Annotated in this window: 17 protein-coding genes and 2 pseudogenes; 10 read left to right on the top strand and 9 right to left on the bottom strand. The window is 61.1% G+C overall.

The genetic code is table 11. The features are described 5' to 3' along the window. Positions 1-11: 11 nt before the first annotated feature. A complete protein-coding gene (locus tag C8J24_RS06905; RefSeq protein WP_146163647.1) occupies positions 12-719 on the bottom strand; it encodes a polysaccharide biosynthesis/export family protein in 708 nt (235 codons plus the stop codon). 64 nt (positions 720-783) lie between these two features. Beyond that, positions 784-2,193 carry an O-antigen ligase family protein gene (locus tag C8J24_RS06910; protein ID WP_167396714.1) on the bottom strand — a complete coding sequence of 470 codons (1,410 nt, stop codon included), beginning with the start codon at positions 2,191-2,193 and terminating at the stop codon, positions 784-786. A 241-nt stretch (positions 2,194-2,434) separates the two neighbouring features. Here C8J24_RS06910 and C8J24_RS06915 point away from each other — a divergent pair. Beyond that, positions 2,435-3,382 (top strand): annotated as a pseudogene (locus C8J24_RS06915) (IS630 family transposase). Positions 3,383-3,394: 12 nt separating this feature from the next. Here the strand turns inward: C8J24_RS06915 and C8J24_RS06920 are convergent. Both C8J24_RS06920 and C8J24_RS06925 read right to left on the bottom strand, forming a co-directional pair. Next, positions 3,395-4,372, bottom strand: coding sequence for an NAD-dependent epimerase/dehydratase family protein (locus tag C8J24_RS06920; protein ID WP_107931195.1), 978 nt, complete (start codon positions 4,370-4,372; stop codon positions 3,395-3,397). Continuing rightward, positions 4,369-5,208: a glycosyltransferase family 4 protein gene (locus tag C8J24_RS06925; RefSeq protein WP_478212557.1), complete on the bottom strand. Its 840-nt coding sequence runs from the start codon at positions 5,206-5,208 to the stop codon at positions 4,369-4,371. Before C8J24_RS06925 ends, C8J24_RS06920 begins: the two co-directional genes overlap by 4 nt. Positions 5,209-5,762: 554 nt before the next feature. On the opposite strand from C8J24_RS06925, the gene C8J24_RS06930 reads away from it, so the two are divergent. Both C8J24_RS06930 and C8J24_RS17305 read left to right on the top strand, forming a co-directional pair. Next, on the top strand, positions 5,763-7,214 hold the full coding sequence (locus C8J24_RS06930) for an oligosaccharide flippase family protein (protein WP_107931200.1): 1,452 nt from the start codon (positions 5,763-5,765) through the stop codon (positions 7,212-7,214). A gap of 20 nt (positions 7,215-7,234) precedes the next feature. Next, positions 7,235-8,185: a class I SAM-dependent methyltransferase gene (locus tag C8J24_RS17305; RefSeq protein ID WP_146163648.1), complete on the top strand. Its 951-nt coding sequence runs from the start codon at positions 7,235-7,237 to the stop codon at positions 8,183-8,185. Here the strand turns inward: C8J24_RS17305 and C8J24_RS17845 are convergent. Next, positions 8,186-8,311, bottom strand: a pseudogene (locus C8J24_RS17845) (IS3 family transposase); the annotation flags it as partial. Positions 8,312-8,490: 179 nt separating this feature from the next. Between C8J24_RS17845 and C8J24_RS06935 the strand changes: the two are divergent. Continuing rightward, positions 8,491-9,662 (top strand): IS3 family transposase gene (locus tag C8J24_RS06935; RefSeq protein WP_107931202.1). Its coding sequence is split into 2 segments (ribosomal slippage): positions 8,491-8,755 and positions 8,755-9,662, totalling 1,173 coding nucleotides; the frame shifts between segments, so codons are not numbered across the junction. A gap of 322 nt (positions 9,663-9,984) precedes the next feature. Here the strand turns inward: C8J24_RS06935 and C8J24_RS06940 are convergent. Continuing rightward, positions 9,985-10,191, bottom strand: a complete 207-nt coding sequence (locus C8J24_RS06940; protein WP_107931204.1) for a hypothetical protein — start codon at positions 10,189-10,191, stop codon at positions 9,985-9,987. Positions 10,192-10,354: 163 nt separating this feature from the next. Between C8J24_RS06940 and C8J24_RS06945 the strand changes: the two genes are divergently transcribed. Next, complete coding sequence (locus C8J24_RS06945) at positions 10,355-10,789, top strand: VOC family protein (protein ID WP_107931207.1); 435 nt, start codon at positions 10,355-10,357, stop codon at positions 10,787-10,789. Between the two features lie 293 nt (positions 10,790-11,082). On the opposite strand, the gene C8J24_RS06950 is transcribed toward C8J24_RS06945, so the two are convergent. Next, positions 11,083-11,730 carry a TlpA family protein disulfide reductase gene (locus C8J24_RS06950; RefSeq protein WP_107931210.1) on the bottom strand — a complete coding sequence of 216 codons (648 nt, stop codon included), beginning with the start codon at positions 11,728-11,730 and terminating at the stop codon, positions 11,083-11,085. Positions 11,731-11,746: 16 nt separating this feature from the next. Here C8J24_RS06950 and argH point away from each other — a divergent pair, with 16 nt between their 5' ends. The 5 genes from argH to C8J24_RS06975 are packed head-to-tail and all read left to right on the top strand — an operon-like array spanning position 11,747 to position 16,354. Continuing rightward, positions 11,747-13,114 (top strand): argininosuccinate lyase, encoded by a 1,368-nt coding sequence (argH, locus tag C8J24_RS06955; RefSeq protein WP_107931484.1) that lies wholly within the window; start codon positions 11,747-11,749, stop codon positions 13,112-13,114. Further along, entirely contained in the window at positions 13,111-13,362 is a 252-nt protein-coding gene (locus C8J24_RS06960) for a hypothetical protein (protein ID WP_107931212.1), read from the top strand. Before argH ends, C8J24_RS06960 begins: the two co-directional genes overlap by 4 nt. A gap of 12 nt (positions 13,363-13,374) precedes the next feature. Beyond that, positions 13,375-14,637, top strand: coding sequence for a diaminopimelate decarboxylase (gene lysA, locus C8J24_RS06965; RefSeq protein ID WP_107931214.1), 1,263 nt, complete (start codon positions 13,375-13,377; stop codon positions 14,635-14,637). Continuing rightward, complete coding sequence (locus C8J24_RS06970) at positions 14,634-15,404, top strand: precorrin-2 dehydrogenase/sirohydrochlorin ferrochelatase family protein (protein ID WP_107931485.1); 771 nt, start codon at positions 14,634-14,636, stop codon at positions 15,402-15,404. The genes lysA and C8J24_RS06970 overlap by 4 nt, the downstream gene beginning before the upstream one ends. Then, on the top strand, positions 15,401-16,354 hold the full coding sequence (locus C8J24_RS06975) for a zinc transporter ZntB (RefSeq protein ID WP_107931217.1): 954 nt from the start codon (positions 15,401-15,403) through the stop codon (positions 16,352-16,354). Before C8J24_RS06970 ends, C8J24_RS06975 begins: the two co-directional genes overlap by 4 nt. Before the next feature lie 4 nt (positions 16,355-16,358). Here C8J24_RS06975 and C8J24_RS06980 read toward each other — a convergent pair whose 3' ends face one another. Continuing rightward, positions 16,359-16,751, bottom strand: coding sequence for a flagellar export chaperone FliS (locus tag C8J24_RS06980; RefSeq protein WP_208620919.1), 393 nt, complete (start codon positions 16,749-16,751; stop codon positions 16,359-16,361). Then, positions 16,751-18,265, bottom strand: coding sequence for a flagellar filament capping protein FliD (gene fliD / locus C8J24_RS06985; protein WP_107931221.1), 1,515 nt, complete (start codon positions 18,263-18,265; stop codon positions 16,751-16,753). Before fliD ends, C8J24_RS06980 begins: the two co-directional genes overlap by 1 nt. Positions 18,266-18,302: the final 37 nt, after the last annotated feature.

The raw sequence follows: 18,302 nt of genomic DNA on the forward strand, positions 1-18,302 counted from the left end.
ATCGTCCGGTCCTAGTTCAGCAGCGCAATGATAGGGGCCGTAAGAAGCGGCGAAACGGCAAGGAAGCTGTTAAACCTACGTCGAGCCGGCGAGTCGCCAACGGTAATGACGTCATTGGCGAAGATCGCGGGATCGTCATAGGCGCCGCGCCGGATCGCTTCTAGGTTATAGAGACCGGCGATCTTCTGGCCGTTGACCGTCCGCAAGATCACTACATCGTCTACCTTTGCGTACTCGGTCATGCCCTTTGCCGAGGCCAGTGCCCGCATCAGGGTCATTTGATTAGTCACCGGATACAGCCCGGGTTCCGTAACTTGGCCATCAATTGTAACAACCTGACTCACCGAGCTTCGGATATTAACTGTGACGTGAGGGTCACGTAGATAGCGTCCGCGCAACGCATTCTGAATTAGGGCGGCCAACTCGTCTCGCGTCTTCCCATTCGCGTCGATTGAGCCGACGAGCGGTAGAGAAATGTGGCCACTGGCATCAACCTGCAGCTCACGGCTCATCTCATCGACGTTAAAAACGTCGATGAAAATCACGTCAAGCGGGCCGATAAAGGAGGGGCGATCTGGCGGTGTGAGATCCATTCGAGTTGGCTGCGGGAGTTCCGCCTCCCGGATTACGGTCAAGTTTGGCGTGCTCACTAGCTGCTCACGCCCCCCACAGGCCGCCAGCAAAAGAACGCCAACTACCACTAAGGCGTTAAAACGCATCAACAATTATCCTGAAATCGGCGGGCCTGATAGCGCATAGCGAATTTGAAAATCCGGTTACGCATCAGGCTAGGGAGTTCGCAGCGGCACTATCGTTATCCATCGCAGCCGGCTCGTAGAGCCATATAGTGAATAGCGCAAATAATGCCATCATAAAAGGCGTACGTAGCGGATAATCTACGACACTGGCAATAATCATCAGCAGGAGCAAAAATGATGCAAGACGGGCCATTCGTATCGATGTGGTGGTCGCGCTTGCTCGCCAGACGCGGATCGACTGCACGAGCAGCCACGCCAGCGCACCGGTCAGCAAGGCTATCCCGAGGCCCCCTCCTTCTATAACAATCTGCAGCAGGTCATCATGCGCCTGGTTGAAATAGGTCTGCTTCAAATCGCCGAGCTGTTCGAAGCGCCGAAACGCCGGATCAAAGCTGCCATAGCCCGCGCCAGCAGGAAAATATGTCGCTGTCATTTCAAGGACGCGCGGTAGCAGGCGAGTGCGAGTGTCGCCCGCCACGTCCATCGTCATTAGGCGTTGCACTCCTTCGGCTCGACTAAGTGTCAGGGCCAAACTCGTCATGCCGGCCAGCGCAACGCACCCTAGTGCAAGGATCAGTCTTCGCATTTTACGATGGCGTACCTGCTGCAGGAGGCGAGACGCTGGTTTCCACAAGATTGTGGTCGCCATCAAAACCGCTAACCCACCAAGTGCTAGGCCAGCCCGAGACCCGGTCGTTGGTATTAGTATCATCAATGTCGCCGCGCCGGCCGCGCCGATAGTCCAACGCAGACGTGTGTTGATGGACGACAGCCGATCTTCGACCACCCAGGTTGCTAAAAGCGGAATGCCCATGGCAAAAAGCAACGCTTGATGGTTTCGATTTGCGAAAACGCCACTTCCTCCTGCATCGGTTGAATGTAAAAAGGTAAACCAGCTCTGGCCAGTAATCAGCCTGAACAGCGCAACTAGCGCAGTAAAAGCTAGAATGCCTACGAGCAGGGAAAGCGTAGCCTGCCGACGGCGGCGGTTCAACTTGGCCGCTAACGCCACCACTGATAAGGGCACAAGCAAAGAAAGTAGTGCGTTCCAAGTTCTATCCGGTGACAGAGAAAGTGGGCGCCAGATATTCTCGACTCCAGCTATCCTCCCTTGCTGCGCATATAACTCTCGTCCCGGAAGATGCTCCCATACGGAGGGTGGAAGCGGGATGAGTTGGATAGCGATCGCTATACCGGCTGCCGCTAACGCTATTGCCGCCGGCCTAAGTGCGCGATCGAAGGGGATTGGACGAAAAAATACAGCGAAGGCAAGCCCTGCCAAGGCCAGCAGCCGCACAACGATCTGGATTGGCTCGTCGGCGCGGGATGAGCCGCCAGTGACGGCAAGCAAGCAAATGAATCCGCTGAATATCATCTGCTCGCTGTAAAAGGAGCGCATCCGATGAAAAAAAGGATTCATGAAGAAACCGGACATCCGAAAACGACAGTCCTGCTGCCGGCGTATAGCCCAGCACGGACGCGAAAAAATTAGCCTCCGATGCAATCCTGCGCTGACGGGCGCAGGCTTGATCATTGCCGCTGCGATTAGCCGGCTCAGGCGCCATTGGCAATGCGGAAGGCGAAGCTAGAGCACGTCTCGACCTGACTGACTCGCGAGGGATTCTCAAAGGGATTGCGATCTGGTTCAAAGGCCACCACCACGAAGGAGGTGGTGCATGGCGAAGTCGCTCTCGGTTGATCTTCGCAAGCGAGTAATCGCGGCGATCGAAGCGGGTGCATCGTGTCGTCAGGCTGCAATGAGGTTTGGCGTCAGCGCGTCGAGCGCGATCCGCTGGCATAGGCTCTCGAAGGGTAGAGGCGATGTCACGCCGCACATGCAAGGCGGCGACCGTCGGTCGCAACGCATCGAGGGGCATGCCGATGCGATCATGGGCGAGCTGGCGAAGGCACCGGACATCACGTTGGCGGACCTGCGCGGCACACTTGCGGGACAAGGTGTGGCGGTGAGCATCGCGGGCCTGTGGCGCTTCTTCGGGCGTCGGCGGATCACGCTTAAAAAAAGACTGGGCATGCGACCGAACAGGATCGCCCCGACGTCCTGATGCAACGTGAGGCATGGTTCGAGGATCAGCCCGACCTCGATCCGCACACGCTGGTGTTCATCGACGAGACCTCGGCTAACACGAAGATGGCGCGCCTGCATGGACGCGCGCCGCGGGGTGAGCGTCTGCGCGCGCCGATCCCGCACGGCCACTGGAAGACGACAACCTTCGTCGGCGCCCTGACAACGCTCGGCATGACGGCGCCGATGGTCCTCGACGGGCCGATGACTGGCGAATGGTTCCTGGCTTACACCCGGCAGGTGCTCGTACCCACGCTCCACCGGGGCGACATCGTCATCCTCGACAACCTGCCGGCCCACAAGGGTGACGACGTGCGCAAGGCAGTCGAGGGGGGCTGGCGCCACGCTCCTATTCCTTCCGCCGTATTCACCCGATTCTAATCCGATCGAGAACGCCTTTTCAAAGCTCAAGAGCCTGCTGCGAAAGGCCGCGGCCAGAACGGTCGACGACCTCTGGCGCGTCATCGGCGACTGCATGGACGCATTCACACCCGCAGAATGCCAAAACTACTTCGCGCACTGCGGATATGACGCCTTCTGATCGAAAATTGCTCTAGGCAACTGGTTCGTCCCGGGAACGGTCCTCTAAAGGTCCGTAATATCCCGTGATCCACGCGAGCGTTTGCGACAGGCCGTCGTGCCACGCAATCGTTGGATGCCAGTCCAGCATTGCGTGCGCACGTGAGCAATCAAGAACGTTTGCTGAGACCATTCCAGATTTCTGGGATAGATGATGTCGCTGTACCCGCCGGACTAAAAGCATCTCTGCCGCCGTTACGATATCATTCACTGAGCGGCCGGTGCCGGACCCAATGTTGAACGTACGTTCGAGTGAAAGCTTTGCAGTCGATGCGGCGACAATTGCCCGAACAAGATCGGAAATGTAAATGTAGTCGCGTACGGCGCTTCCATCGCCCCAAATATCTATCGGTTCGTTGAGCATCGCCCGGTATAATAGCTTGGCTACGACACCTTGCCCCCGATGAGGGTCCTGCCGAGGCCCGTACGGATTGGCCACTCTCAAGATAATATAATCCATGTCAACGAGCTGTTTTTGAAGTTGCAGGATCTTTTCTACACATAGCTTTGCCACGCCGTAGGCAGATAGTGGATTAGTTGGGTGCCGTTCATCTATTGGGAGATATTGTGCAGGGCCATAGACTGTGCCACCCGAAGAAACAAAAACTAATCGCTCTACCTGTTGTGCTATGCAAAGGTCAATGATTGTACCGTCAATAGCAATAGTTTCAAGGAGGGCGTTAGACACGTTGTAGTTTGACGCGGTGGGGTCTGCCGAGCCAAGAACATGGAATACAATATCAGTGCCCGCCAACGCCACACGCAAGGCTTCGACGTTTCTTGCGTCATATTCAAACCACACATCCGGCATTCTGGAGCTAGGAAAGCGTGGCCGTCGGCCAAATGCAGAAACATGTGCTCCGGCCAAGGCCAACTCGTCACATAGGTGACCACCTATGAATCCGCCCGCGCCAATAACGAGGCAACGTTTTCCAGCTAAGGACGATATCATGCTGACGTCGGCCCGGCAATCTTGTTCAAAGCATCCTCAAGGCGGTCGTTGAACCCTGAAAGTGAGAAGTTATTTTTAAAAGAGGCCTTAGCTGCCTTGTTAAAGTATCTGCCGCTATTTCTGGCAAGATAACCACGCTCAATAAGATCAGCCATTCCTTGAGCTGTCGTTTCCTTTCCAATGATGCAATCAGTCCCATCAGTAAGCCACTCTTTAGTACCAACGGTAGGTGCAAGAAGCAGTATCTTTCCTATACCAAGCGCATCTAGAGATACCAAAGGCAATGTATCATCTCTTGAGCTGACTAGAACTGCATCAACCTTATTCATCTTATCAATATATGCCTTACGATCTAGTTCTTGATGGTAAAAGACTATAGGGTCATTATTAGCCGCGTCCGAGATCAGATGGCCGAGGTTTTGATCTAGCGCTCTGCCGAAAAAAATTATCTCAATGCCTGAGCGAACATTTTCAGGAAGGAGTATAGTAGCGTCTAAAACGAGGTCTTGCCCTTTACGTTTCTCAATGGACCCAAATACACCAATCCGAAACGGCCCTCCCTGATGGCGAGGGTATTCCGGAAGAGGTGTCAGGCCATAAGGCACGACCTCCACATCAGGCCGCAACGATTTGACGAGATTGGCGCAGGGCGGGCTTCCGGCCCATACGCGCTGCGCTGCCTGCATAGATAAGGTTACCGCTGGATGTTCCAGGCGCTCTTCGATTAAAGATATCTCGTGAAGATACCACAAGGTGGGCAAGATTGGCGCAAGAAGGTGAACGGCATCAGCGGTATCTACCGTGTTGCAGATCGCTGCGTCGAATACCGGCGCCATCCGGCAAAGGTTCCTAGCCCAGGCGCCCGGCCTGGGGCTGACAATCACCGGTATGCCAGCCTGTCTAAAATCAGCCATCATTGGGCCACTTAGTGGCGACACCACCACAGGGTGGGCTCCAATTCTCTGCTGCAGCAACGCCATCTGGTACACTAACTGAGGCGCGCCGCTGCGACTGAGATCGTTGGTTACCAGCATCACCCTTCGGCGACATGATATCGCTTCGCCTCCCAGTCGACGGCAAGCGTGGTGCACCGCGTTACGCGAAAGAAAGTCCTGCACATATCGCTCGACCCGGCTTGGTAATTTTGGAAGGCAGCGAAGGTAGAGCCACTGGCGCCAGCTGCGGGTCAGATCCTGCACTGCACGTCCATTACCGTTGAGTGCCATTCCCTCATATCAACCATCCATCGCATGCCCTGCGCATAGGCGAACCCTCTTGGCTTGCCAATGCGAACTAGCCGCTATAGGCGCCCGGTTCCCGTAGCACGGCACATGGGATCGGGTAATCGAAACGATAACCGGCTCATCCCGTATTTCTCGCCAAGGTTTCAATGTCCGTTCGTAAGGCATTCGTTTGGGCAATTTCTGGGCAGCTTTTGTCCTTTTTTGCTACCTTAGGCACGACGGTGATCCTAACACGTTTACTTAATCCGCACGAGATTGGCATCTATGCAGTAAGCATGGCAATCGTTGGTATTCTGCAAGCCGTATCCTCGTTTGGTATTAGTGCGTACTTAGTAAGTGAGCAGGATCTAACAGACGAAAAACTGCATTCAGCTTTCACCGTAAATGCGATTGCCTCGTTAGTTCTTTGTGTAGTTATAGCTTTTTCGAGTTCTATATCGGAAGTCACAAAAGATGACCCTTTAATAGGGACCACACTCAAGATATTGTCTATAATTCCAGCCATATCGATCGTCGAATTCATTCCGTCGGTCATGCTGCAGCGAGATATGCGCTTCGCCTTGTTCTCGCGCATTGCAATCGCAAGAACCTTTCTGGGCTCAATAACTAGTATAGCAGCAGCCCTGTTAGGCGCAGGTGCGCTCAGCCCAGCGTACGGTGCTCTCGTATTTTCTGTCGTGGGCGCTATATTGTTTCTTTTGACAGCACAATCGCAACGGCGTGCTCGCGTATCGCTAAGGCAGTGGCGTGAAATTGTATCATTCGGGATAAAGTCGCTATCGATTGGGGGAGTCTCTCTCATATCCATGCGCTTATCAGAAATTATTCTTGGTCGAATGCTCGGATTATCGTCTCTTGGCATTTACACCCGCGCAAACTCGATATCGACTATTATATTCCAGAATCTATATGGCTCTGCTGCCCGTGTGTTCATGGCGCAAATGGCCGATGAGGAGCATCGAGGAAACGATCTTCGTACCGTTTATTTACGTGGACTCGATATCGTTCTTGGCCTGATGTGGCCTACGGTAATGGGAATCGCAGTTTTATCTGGCCCAGTCGTTCTCTTGTTATTTGGCCCGCTTTGGATAGCCGCGTCCCTGCCGCTGTCTATTCTAATGGTAGTACAGGCAATCGGGCTTTCGTTTGCCATGAGCTCAGAATTGTTTATCCTTCGGAACGAGATCGGACGGCAAGTTCCGTTAGAGTCTTTTCGATCGCTGATCGGTGTATGTGCTTTTACAGTGGGGTGCTTTTTTGGAATTGCTGGTGCTGCAGCGGGCCGCATCTTTGACTCCATTACAGGCGCATATTTGTTCATCCCTCACATGCGCCGCCTGTCAAATGCTAAGCCAGGTGAGTTAGGGAGCATATTTCAGCGTAACATGGTATTGACCACCGTTACGATTATGCCGAGCTCTTTGCTCATGGCGTGGCACGGATGGAATGCGTCGGTGCCGTTAGTACAAGTCGGAGTTAGCATTGTGGTCGCTGCGGTTCTTTGGCTTGTCGCTTTAAGGCATCAGCGGCACCCACTGTACGACGAAGCTCTACTGGTTCTGCGACGGTCGGGTATGTATCCGCGCCGTTATTATTAGCTGTACTAGAGGAAGTAAAAATGGGCATTGAGGTGCAGTCGGTGCGGCTGCTTATTTTAGCGCAGCAACATCTTGGGGTTGACTTCTCAAACACGCTGACGATCGGTCGTCAAGAAATAATGGCTTCGGCAGCTCAAGTTGAGCGGGTGTTCCGTTCTGCGGGTACGCCGGTATCAGGGAGCGTCGCTCGAGATCTGTCTGGAGAAGCTGGACGAATCAGCGACCCTTTATTTCGTCATCTCGGCGCCGTGGAGATTGACGCTATGGATGTGTCCGACTTTGAGGGAGCATCTGTCATCCACGACTTAAACACCGACTTGCCGGACGGTCTCGCCGAACAATTCTCAACGGTATTCGACGGCGGCACACTGGAACATGTTTTCAATGTGCCTACCGCTCTAGCGAGTTATATGCGCATGCCAAAGGTAGGTGGCCATTTAGTATTGGCATTACCAGCGAATAACGAAATGGGGCATGGATTCTATCAATTCAGTCCTGAATTATTTTTCCGTACGCTGAGTATAGCTAATGGGTATAATGTCGAAGCAATGTTTCTTGCTCCCCTGTTCAGTAATGCAAAATGGCTAGCAGTCAAAGACCCCGCCTTGGTGGGTGCTCGTGTCGGTTTTAACAGTAGTCAGTGTTACGAGTATCTGTTCATCGTAGCGAAAAAGATAAAATCGGTCCCGCTTTTTCAAACTACGCCTCAGCAGAGCGACTATTCTACAGAGTGGACTCGTGTTGCGGCAGGAGAGCAACGCTGGTCGCGGCCTGGGGTGCTATCTGCGAAGCAACGGATAACGCGGCTTGTCCGACCGTTTATTCCTAGATTGCTCCAGCAATGGCGCGCCGAGCGCGCTTTAGGTAAGCGTCCTCGCGAGCTGGAAAATTTCGTCCAATTTAATCCTGCGGCACCTGAAATGGCGACAGTTCGCGCTTTGTATACTACCGTGCCTGTAATCTCATCATAACATATGGGTAGTTCTGCGTTGGCTCTGCGCCAACCATTTCCAAACGGCCGTCGCGATAAATTCGCTGCCATTATCAGATCTGATATTGGCAGGCGGCCCGCATGCGATGAGCAGCTCGGCCAGAGCCCCTTGTCATGCCTAGTGCAAAATCCATGTCCGATAAGTGTAATTCTCGGACATAAGGGTAGCGTGGCGAAATCGAGCGTGGCACACGCTCTCGTATGGTCGCTTCCCGCACTCTTTGAGCTGTCCCCTTCTGAGGGGTCCATCGACTATGAAAGTCTGGATGAAGGAGGGGACGACGAATGCCTGCGGAAAAGCACAAGCCGGAAGAGATCATCGGAAAGCTGCGTGAAGTTGAAATCGTCCTGGGCCAAGGCGGGACGACCGCCGAGGCGTGTCGGCGGATCGCGGTCAACGAGCAAACCTACTACCGCTGGCGCAAGGAATATGGTAGTCTGAAGACGGACCAGGCTTGTCGGAAGAAGGATCTGGAGAAGGAGCAATTGCGGCTGCGGCGGGCGATCTCCGACCTGACACTGGACAGGCTGATCCTGCAGGAGGCGGCACGGGCAAACTTTTAAGCCCCGCGCGGCGCCGACGCTGCATTGACCAAGTGAAAGAGGTGCTGGACGTATCCGAGCGACGGGTGTGTCGCGTGCTCGGGCAGCATCGGTCGACGCAGCGCAAGGTGCCGTGCGGGGCCGACGACGAACAGGCGCTGGCTGAGAACATCATTGCGCTGGCCGGGCAGTATGGACGCTACGGTTATTGTCGGGTGACCGCACTGCTGAATGCCGCGGGGTGGTCGGTGATTCATAAGCGTGTCGAACGCATCTGGCGGCGTGAGGGGCTGAAGGTGCCACAGAAGCAACCCAAGCGTGGCCGGCTGTGGTTGAACGACGGCTCGTGCATTCGGCTGCGGCCAGAGTATCCGGGGCATGTCTGGGCGTACGACTTTGTTGAAGCGCGAACGCACGACGGGCGCAAGTTCCGGATCCTTACGATCATCGACGAGGCCAGCAGGGAGTGCCTGGCGCTGATCGTCGCACGTCAGTTGAATCACGACGACGTGCTGGCGGCGCTTGCCGAGCTGTTCATTACGCGGGGTCCGCCAGCGCATATCAGGTCGGACAATGGCAGCGAGTTCATCGCTACCGTGGTCCAGAAATGGCTCGGCCAGGTCGGCGTGAAGACGCTGTACATCGCGCCGGGCTTGCCATGGGAAAACGGCTATAACGAGAGCTTCAACGGTTCGCTTCGCGAGGAGCTACTCAACGGCGAGATCTTCTACAGTCTCGCCGGGGCAAGGGTGCTGATCGAGGCGTGGCGGCGTCACTATAACACCGTCCGACCGCACAGCAGTCTGGGCTATCGACCTCCGGCGTCAGCCGGGGCGACCCTGCCATTGCCAGCCTCCGGCTCCGCTTCGCTCCACCTACGCCCGGCAATGGCGGCGGAGGCGACAATGCATTAACTATCTACCCGGACCGCCCGGTGGGGGCTGCTCACGGCCAGCACGTCCGCCGATTACGCTGACATGAGAAAGCATGGACGGTAAGTCACTGGAAAATAGAGATCAACGCAGGCTTATGCGTCTGCGGCTTGTAGCAAAAAATTAGCGCTGAGGGGGAGAGCCGCAGCTAAACTGCCACTCCACAGCTTCACCCTTCGACGCCGAGACCGGACCTCCATGACAGAGGCATGCGGCGGCGTGCCGTCCTTTGGGAGCGGCCGGGTGCGGTTCTGCCGTATAGGTGCTGATCCCCCATTCGCGGGTTTGCAACATCGCTGCGGACTTAGCGGTTGACTGGCTTTGCGGTCTTGGGGCGTTCCGCGGCGGCCACGTCGGTGGTCGGGCGGCACAGGCGGGTCAGAGGCTGGCACGCGATGCCCGGGTTCGAGCAACGCTGCTTGCCATCGGTCGTCGTGCAGGCGCGGCATTCGCGGCGTGTATCGATGCATCCTTGCGGTGTTGCGAGCAGGAGCGCGAACATGAGAACCATCATCGTGTCCTTGCATCACGGGAAGCGTCAGCAGATTGCGGGCGCATGTTCTGTTTCGTCAAGTGACTGATTAGAGCTCCAAGCAGGCCAGTCTAGCTTGCGAAGCGACGATGTTGCCGGGCATTATCCGATAAAGCGAGCAGCAATCCGGTGGAGAGATCCGATGGCAGACGCGTCCAATTGGCTTCTTGATCATACCGGCATCGGTGTCACTGACATCGTTCGATCTGCTCGGTTCTACAAAGCAGCACTTCGCCCCCTCGGGGCTGAAGTCGTCATGCGAATCAACTCGACTATGGGGCCGGCGGACGATGGCGACGCCGACTTGGCAGGCGTTGCTTTCGGTACCGAATATCCCGCGTTCTGGCTCGACATCTTCCATCCAACCGACGTGAAGCAACACACCGCGTTCCGCGCTACATCCCGCAAAGCTGTCGAAGACTTTTACCGCCACGGGCTGGCTGCCGGAGGGGTGGATAACGGTGCTCCCGGTCTCCGTTCGGACGGCTACCCCGCGGGTTACTATGCAGCCTCCATGTATGATCCCGACGGAAACAATATCGAGGCTGTGTACCGTGACTCGGGGGAATCGACCTGAGGCGCTATACCCCGCCCCAATCAGGAACCCGCCCTGCGCCGATGGCGCTGACAACGGGCAGGTTTGTCCGGGCCGACACATAGTCCGAAACCCGGTGCAGCGGGCAGCATGGGTTTTCGTGTCCGGCGTCAGGTGCTCCTCATGGTCCCGATGCAGAGGAGAGTACACGCGTGATACCGAGTGAGTGTACCCGAGGGCGCAGGATTTCGCGCCGAAAGGTACGCGTTCCCTGCATGCCGATGACGCGCCGCTCCAGCTTTCGCGGCAAAGCGGTGCATCGTCGTGCGGGGCGTTCAGCTGGCTTCGGCGATCAGCTTTGCCGCGGCGGGGGTGTTCCATTCATAGCCGCCGAGCATCCGCCAGACCTCGCGCCCGTCCGAATCGTAGAGGATCGTGGTCGGCAGGTTCGCCTGATAGGCGATGCTGAGCGAGGCCTTGGCGTCGAGATAGGGTTTCAGCGTCGTGAACGCCTTTTGCGCGAAGAACGGCGTGACCTTCTCGGCGCCCTGAAGGTCCTGGCTGACCGCGACGACTTGGACCTTGTCCTTCATTGCGCCCGCGACCGCATCGAGTGTCGGCATCTCGGCGACGCAGGGCGCGCACCAGGTCGCCCACAGGTTGAGCAGCAGCGGCTTGCCCTTGAAGCTGGCGAGCGTGACGGACTTTCCATCGGGGGCGGTGAAGCTGGTCGTCGGCCCCGTCTCGCCCTTGTGGCTGCGGTCGATCTTGTCGACCGGGGCGGCGGGGGTGCCGGTCGCTTCGTCGGGCGCAGCGGCGACTTCGTCCGATGTCGCGGTGTTGCCAGCAGCGGGGCCGGCGGCGGGACCTGCCGCGTTTGCTTGCTCCGGAGCCGGCGATTTCCTATCGCAGCCCGCAATCAGCATTGCGCTACCCAGGAGACAGACGATCGACGCCCTTGAGAGCAGAGAAGGGGAGGACATGGACGGCTCCAATGCGATGTGGGGTGGACGCTTCGCCGAGGGTCCGGCCGCGGTTATGCGGGAGATAAACGCCTCGATCCCCTTCGACAAGCGACTGTGGAAGCAGGACATCGCCGGCTCCAAGGCGCATGTCGCGATGCTCGGCGCACGCGGTATCGTGTCGGCCGAGGACGCCGCGACGATCGCCGCGGGACTCGACCAGGTCGCGGCGCATTATGCCGCCAATGGCGTCGCCGAGGACCTCGGCCTCGAAGATATCCATATGCAGACCGAGGCGCGGCTCGCCGAGGCGATCGGTCCGGTCGCGGGGCGTCTGCACACCGCGCGGTCGCGCAACGACCAGGTCGCGACCGACTTCCGGCTCTGGGTCCGCGATGCGATCGACCAGGTGCTGGCGGCGCTCGGCGGGTTCCAGGCGGCGTTGCTCGTGCGGGCCGAGGAGCATGCCGCGAGCGTCATGCCGGGGTTCACGCATCTGCAATCCGCGCAGCCGGTGACGCTCGGCCATCACCTGATGGCGTATCACGCGATGATCGCGCGCGACGTCAGCCGGTTTGCGGATGCGCGCGTGCGGATGAACCGCTCGCCACTCGGCTCAGCGGCGCTGGCGGGGACGGGCTTCCCAATCGACCGCGCGATGACCGCGCGCGCGCTCGGGTTCGACGGGCCGATGACCAATTCTCTGGACGGGGTGAGCGACCGCGATTTCGCGCTCGATTACCTCGTCGCGGCCACGCAGTGCGCGTTGCATCTGTCGCGGCTGGCGGAGGAATTCGTGCTCTGGGCGTCGCAGCCCTTCGGCTTCGTCGCGCTTAGCGACCAATGGTCGACGGGCAGCTCGATCATGCCGCAGAAGCGCAATCCCGACGCCGCCGAGCTCGTGCGTGGCCATTCGGGGCGGATCATGGGGTGCATGACCGCGCTGATGGTAACGATGAAGGGGCTGCCGCTCGCCTATTCGAAGGACATGCAGGACGACAAGCCGCCCGTGTTCGAGGCGCACGACCTGCTCGCGCTGTCGATCGCGGCGATGACCGGGATGGTCAAGAGCGCGACGTTCCGGACCGAGCGGATGCGTGCGGTGGCCGAGGCGGGCTTTGCGACCGCGACGGACCTTGCCGACTGGCTGGTGCGCGAGGCGGGGCTGCCGTTCCGCGAGGCGCATCATGTGACCGGGCGTGCGGTGAAACGCGCGGAGGACCTCGGCATCGCGCTCGACGCGCTGTCGATCGAGGATCTGAAAGCAATCGACGCACGGATCGATGACCGGGTGTACGGCGTATTGTCGGTCGACGCGTCGGTCGCCAGCCGCACCAGCTTCGGCGGGACCGCGCCCGACAATGTACGCGCCGCGATCCGCGCCGCACGGGAGACGAGCGAATGACACGCCTGATCCTTCTCGCCGGCCTGACCCTGTCGGGCCTGTCGCTGACCGCCTGCGGGGCGGCCGACGGGCTCGAGCCCGGACCCGGCAAATCGCTGCCGGTCGCGCCTTACGGTGCGAAGACGACACCGACGCCGACCGCGCTGCTGACGCCGACGCCGCAGCAGCGACCCGAACGCAGTGATGAATTGCTTACCAGCTCGCGCGAGCGGCGGAGCGACGAATTCAACCTGCCGCCTTCCAACTGATCACAGGCCAGCATGGACCATTTCCACTATCGCGACGGCGTCCTTCATGTCGAGGACGTCGCGCTTCCCGCGATCGCCGAGGCGGTCGGGACGCCCGTCTATGTCTATTCGACCGCGACGTTCCGCCGTCACGCGCAGGTGTTTCGCGACGCGCTGAAAGGCGCGGGACGCGTGCGTCTGGCCTATGCGATCAAGGCCAATCCGAACGTCGCGGTGCTGCGCGTGCTGGCTGACGAGGGCTACGGTGCGGACGTGGTGTCGGCGGGCGAGATGGCGCGCGCGCTGGCGGCGGGCATCCCCGCGTCGGACATCGTGTTTTCGGGCGTCGGCAAGACCCGCGACGAACTGGCCCGCGCGCTCGACGCCGGGATCGGCCAGTTCAACCTCGAGCTCGAGGAGGAGGGCGAGGTGCTTGCCGCACTCGCTCGCGATCGCGGCATTCGTGCACCGGCGGTGCTGCGCGTGAACCCCGATGTCGATGCGGGCACGCACGCCAAGATCTCGACCGGGCGCAAGGAGAACAAGTTCGGCGTGCCGATCGACCAGGCGCCGGCGATGTTCGACCGGCTGGCAAGGCATGACGGGCTCGATCTGCGCGGGGTGGCGATCCATATCGGCAGCCAGCTCGCCGATCTCGCCCCGCTCGAGGCGGCCTATGCGCGGATCGGCAAACTCGTGGCCGAACTGCGCGCGGCGGGGCACGTCATCAGCCGGGTCGATCTGGGCGGTGGCCTCGGCGTACCGTACAAGCCCGACGACGTGCTGCCGAGCCCGGCCGACTATGGCGCGATGGTCGCGCGCGCAACCGCGGGCTGGGACGTCGAACTGATGTTCGAGCCGGGGCGCGTGATCGCGGGCAATGCGGGCGTGCTGCTGACCAAGGTCATCTGGGTGAAGCCGGGGGTCACCAACCCCTATGTGATCGTCGATGCGGCGATGAACGACCTCGCGCGCGTCGCGATGTACGACGCCTATCACGACTTTGTCGCGGTCGAGCCGGGCGGCGAGCGGATGACCGCGAACATCGCCGGGCCGGTGTGCGAGACCGGCGACACCTTCGCGATGGGGCGCGACATCGACGTCGTGAAGTCGGGCGATCTGGGCGTGTTCCGCACCGCAGGCGCGTACGGCGCGACGATGGCGTCGACCTATAACAGCCGCGCGCTGGTGCCCGAGGTGCTGGTCGACGGCGATCGGTTCGCGGTGGTCGCCGATCGGATCGAGCCCGAGACGATCCTGGCCGCCGAGCGCGTCCCCGAATGGCTCAAGCGGTGAGCCTGCACAGCCTGCCGCTATTCGTGCGGCTGGCGGGTCGCCCGGTCATCCTGCTGGGCGAGGGCGAGGCGGCAGACGCGAAACGCCGGCTGCTCGACCGCGCCGGCGCTCACGTCGTCACCGATGAGGCCGCCATGGCCGCGCTGGCGATCGTCGCGATCGACGACGAGGCGGAGGCGCTCGCGGCGGTCGCGCGGCTCAAGGCGCGCGGTGTGCTCGTCAACGCGGTCGACCGGTCCGAGCATTGCGACTTCACGTTGCCCGCGATCGTCGACCGCGAGCCGGTGCTGATCGCGATCGGCACGGGGGGCGCGTCGGCCGGGCTGGCGGCGGCACTGCGGCAGCGGCTCGAAGCGCTGGTGCCGGCGGATCTGGGCGGGCTGGCAAGCGCACTGCAGCGCGCACGCGGGGCGATGCGCGCGCGCTTCCCCGATGGCGGTGCCAGACGGCGTGCGCTGGCCGATGCGCTCGCGCCGGGGGGCGTGCTCGATCCGCTCGGACCGTCGCGCGACGTGGCCGGCTGGCTCGACGGGGGATCGGTGCAGGACGGGGCGATCGTGCGGATGACGCTTGCGTCGCGCGACCCCGATGATCTGACATTGCGACAGGCGCGGGCGCTCGCCAGCGCCGACCGGGTCTATCACCGCAGCGACGTGCCGCCGGCGATCCTCGATCGCGCGCGCGCGGATGCGGCGCGGATCCCGTGCGACACGCCGCCCGATGCGCAGGGTTCGGGGCTGGTCGTCGATGTGGCGATGCGCGCGTGAGCGGGTTCGGGTTCAAGGTCGCTGACGGAGTCGCGTCGCGGCTCGCGGTCGAGGCGGCGCCGGCCGCGAGCGGCGATCTGGTCTGGGTGCATCTGTCGACCACCGAGGACGAGGCGCAGGCTTGGCTTCGCAACGAGGCCGGGCTCGAATCCTATGTGATCGACGCACTGACCGCGACCGAGACGCGGCCGCGCTGCGAGGCGGTCGGCGAGGGGGCGTTCCTCAATCTGCGCGGGCGGACGAACGAGGAGATGGATTCGTCCGACCTGCTCGCGTCGCTGCGCATCTGGGTGGTCAAGGGACGCGTCTATTCGCTGACCCGCAAGCCGCTGGTCGCGATCCCGCTGGTTGAAAAAGAGGTCGAGGCGGGGCGGGTGCGCGATCCCGGCGACCTGATCACCGCGTTCGCGACCGCGATCACCACCGATCTCGACCCCGAGGTGGCGGCGCTCGGCGACGAGCTCGACGATTGCGAGGAGCGGCTGGACGCCAAGCATGTCTTCGCCCTGCGCCGCACCGTCAGTGAGGTCCGCGTGGCGGCGATCAGCTATCGCCGGTTCCTCAATCCGCAGCGCGCCGCGCTCGAGAAACTGGCCGCGTTGCCCGGCGACTGGCTGCGCGACGACGACCGGCTGCATCTGGCGGCGGCGGCGGACCGCGCGGCGCGGATGGCCGAGGAGCTCGAATCGATCCGCGAGCGATCCGCGCTGACGCACGAGGCGCTGACCGACCTGCGCGCAGAGCAGATCGACAATCGCTCGCTGATCATCTCGGTCGCGGCGATGGTGTTCCTGCCGCTGACGTTCCTGACCGGGCTGTATGGGATGAACGTGAAGGGGCTGCCCTTTGCCGAGGAGCCCTGGGCGTTCGATGCGATCGCGGGCGGCTGCCTGGTGATTGCGCTGGGTATCGTGATCTACTTCGTCCAGCGCCACTGGTTCGAACGGTAGCGGCTCAGGCCGCGCTGGCGGTGCGCCAGGCCTGCGCGATCTCGTCGAGCGTGTCCGCGGTGGTGCGGAAGATCGAGCCGTCCTGGCCGACCGAGGCGTCGACGATCGTCCGGCGCGCGCCTGCATAGAGCCGCGCGAGCGTTTCCGACACCGCGCCGCCGCGCTCGAAGTCGAGCCCCGCCTCGAGCGCGAACAGGATCGCGGTCGCGCGCGTCACGCGGTCGCTCTTGGTCGCATATTGACGGTTGTCGGAGGCCCAGGCGGCGGCACGCAGCGCCGCGACCAGTTCCTTGTAGAGCAGCTGGACGAGGCCCGGGCCATCGGTCGTGGTGCGACCGACCGCGTCGATCTGGCGATAGGTGGCGAACGGGTCGCGCGTGAGGGTGGTTGCGTACATCACGAGTCGCTCTTGTTCCAGGCGGCGATCTGGTTGGTGAGGAAGCTCTGGATCGACTTGTACGACGACACGCGCGAATTCATGCTCGAGAATTGCTGCGTCAGGCGGGTGGTCATGGCCGCGGACTGATCCGCGATCTTGGCCTCGGCATCGGCGATCGCGGACTGTGCCGCGGTGTAGCGCGTCTGCGAGGCGCCGAGCCCGATCGTCGTGTTGGTCGCGCTGGTCGTGATCGCGTTCAGCACCGCGCCAAGCCCCGTCTTGCCGTCCGCCGAGCCGTTCAGCATCGTCTCGATCGCGCTCGAATTGGTCAACATCGCGTTCGACAGCGCGGCGGCATCGACGCGCAACGTGCCGTCACGATTGGTCGCGACGCCGATCTGCGCGAGCGTCGTCGGGCTGCCGCCACCCGTGTCGCCCGACAGCGGCGCCAGCGTCAGCGCCTTGAGCGACGACAACAGCGTCTTCGCCGCCGGGTCCGCGCGCAGCACGCCGGTCACCGGGTCGGTCTGCTCGGTCAGCGTCGCCATGACCTGGTTATAGGTCTCGACGACGTCGGATACCGCCTGCGACAGCGCGCTGGTCGGCGTCGTGCTGCCCAGCGTGACCGGGCCGGTCGACACGGCGTTGAGCTGCAGTTTGACGCCCGTCACCAGGTTGTTGATCGTGTTGCTCGCGCGCTCGACCGCGATCCCGTCGACGGTCAGCTTGGCATTCTGAGCAGCCGCAGTGACGCTGGTGTTGGTCGCGCCGGGACCGACATTATAGGCGGCCAGCTTGCCGCTCGTGTCCGTCGTCGCGTTCAGCGTGAACGCCTGCGACGCGCCTGTCGCGCCCTTCATCGACAGATAGGCGCTGCCGTTCGAATCGGTCACGACCGAGGCTGTGATCCCTGCGCCCTTCGCGTTGATCGCCGCGGCGATCCCGTCGAGGCTGGCGTCGGTGACGTCGATCGTCACCGCGGTGCCGCCGCCCGCGGTGAAGCCGGTCATCTTGGTGCCCGCCGCGTCATAGGTGGCGGTGCCGAAATTGAGCGTGAAGCTGCCTGAGCCGATCACCGCGGTGCGATCGGCGACCGCGGCGGTGGTGCGGATGGTCTGCGCGGCGGCGAGCTGGTTGACCGAGATGGTCGACGACAGCCCCGAGACCTTCGCGCCCGCCAGCGCGCTGACCCCGAGCGCAGCGGTGTTGGAGCTGGTCGGCTGGCTGGTCAGCGTGCCGCCCTTCACCAGCGCGGCATAGGCGGTCGAGAAGCCCGAGATCGCGCTCTTGAGCGTTGCGAGCCCCGAGATCTGCGTGGTGATCGTCTTCGACTTGGCGGTCAGCTGCGCGGTCTTGGCCGCAAACTGCGCCTCGACCAGCGAGGGCACCAGGCTTGCGGTGTCGATCCCCGAGCCGGCATTGAGCGAGGTCAGCAGCGACTGCGCCGCGTTCTTCGTCACGCTCGCCGCGGTCGGCGTCGGCGTGGCCGCCGGGGTCGGCGTCGCGGTGCTGCTCGTCGTCGAAATTGCCATGCCGAAATCCTTGCGCGCTCGAATGGAATAACGACCG

The sequence above is a fragment of the Sphingomonas aerolata genome (assembly GCF_003046295.1).
GTDB classification, from domain to species: domain Bacteria; phylum Pseudomonadota; class Alphaproteobacteria; order Sphingomonadales; family Sphingomonadaceae; genus Sphingomonas; species Sphingomonas aerolata.

Bases quoted from the DNA above. Each gene is read 5' to 3' on its own strand.
- C8J24_RS06905 (WP_146163647.1), bottom strand. From the start codon at position 719: ATGCGTTTTAACGCCTTAGTGGTAGTTGGCGTTCTTTTGCTGGCGGCC.
- C8J24_RS06910 (WP_167396714.1), bottom strand. From the start codon at position 2,193: ATGTCCGGTTTCTTCATGAATCCTTTTTTTCATCGGATGCGCTCCTTT.
- C8J24_RS06920 (WP_107931195.1), bottom strand. From the start codon at position 4,372: ATGATATCGTCCTTAGCTGGAAAACGTTGCCTCGTTATTGGCGCGGGC.
- C8J24_RS06925 (WP_478212557.1), bottom strand. From the start codon at position 5,208: ATGGCGCCGGTATTCGACGCAGCGATCTGCAACACGGTAGATACCGCT.
- C8J24_RS06930 (WP_107931200.1), top strand. From the start codon at position 5,763: ATGTCCGTTCGTAAGGCATTCGTTTGGGCAATTTCTGGGCAGCTTTTG.
- C8J24_RS17305 (WP_146163648.1), top strand. From the start codon at position 7,235: ATGGGCATTGAGGTGCAGTCGGTGCGGCTGCTTATTTTAGCGCAGCAA.
- C8J24_RS06940 (WP_107931204.1), bottom strand. From the start codon at position 10,191: ATGGTTCTCATGTTCGCGCTCCTGCTCGCAACACCGCAAGGATGCATC.
- C8J24_RS06945 (WP_107931207.1), top strand. From the start codon at position 10,355: ATGGCAGACGCGTCCAATTGGCTTCTTGATCATACCGGCATCGGTGTC.
- C8J24_RS06950 (WP_107931210.1), bottom strand. From the start codon at position 11,730: ATGTCCTCCCCTTCTCTGCTCTCAAGGGCGTCGATCGTCTGTCTCCTG.
- argH (WP_107931484.1), top strand. From the start codon at position 11,747: ATGTGGGGTGGACGCTTCGCCGAGGGTCCGGCCGCGGTTATGCGGGAG.
- C8J24_RS06960 (WP_107931212.1), top strand. From the start codon at position 13,111: ATGACACGCCTGATCCTTCTCGCCGGCCTGACCCTGTCGGGCCTGTCG.
- lysA (WP_107931214.1), top strand. From the start codon at position 13,375: ATGGACCATTTCCACTATCGCGACGGCGTCCTTCATGTCGAGGACGTC.
- C8J24_RS06980 (WP_208620919.1), bottom strand. From the start codon at position 16,751: ATGTACGCAACCACCCTCACGCGCGACCCGTTCGCCACCTATCGCCAG.
- fliD (WP_107931221.1), bottom strand. From the start codon at position 18,265: ATGGCAATTTCGACGACGAGCAGCACCGCGACGCCGACCCCGGCGGCC.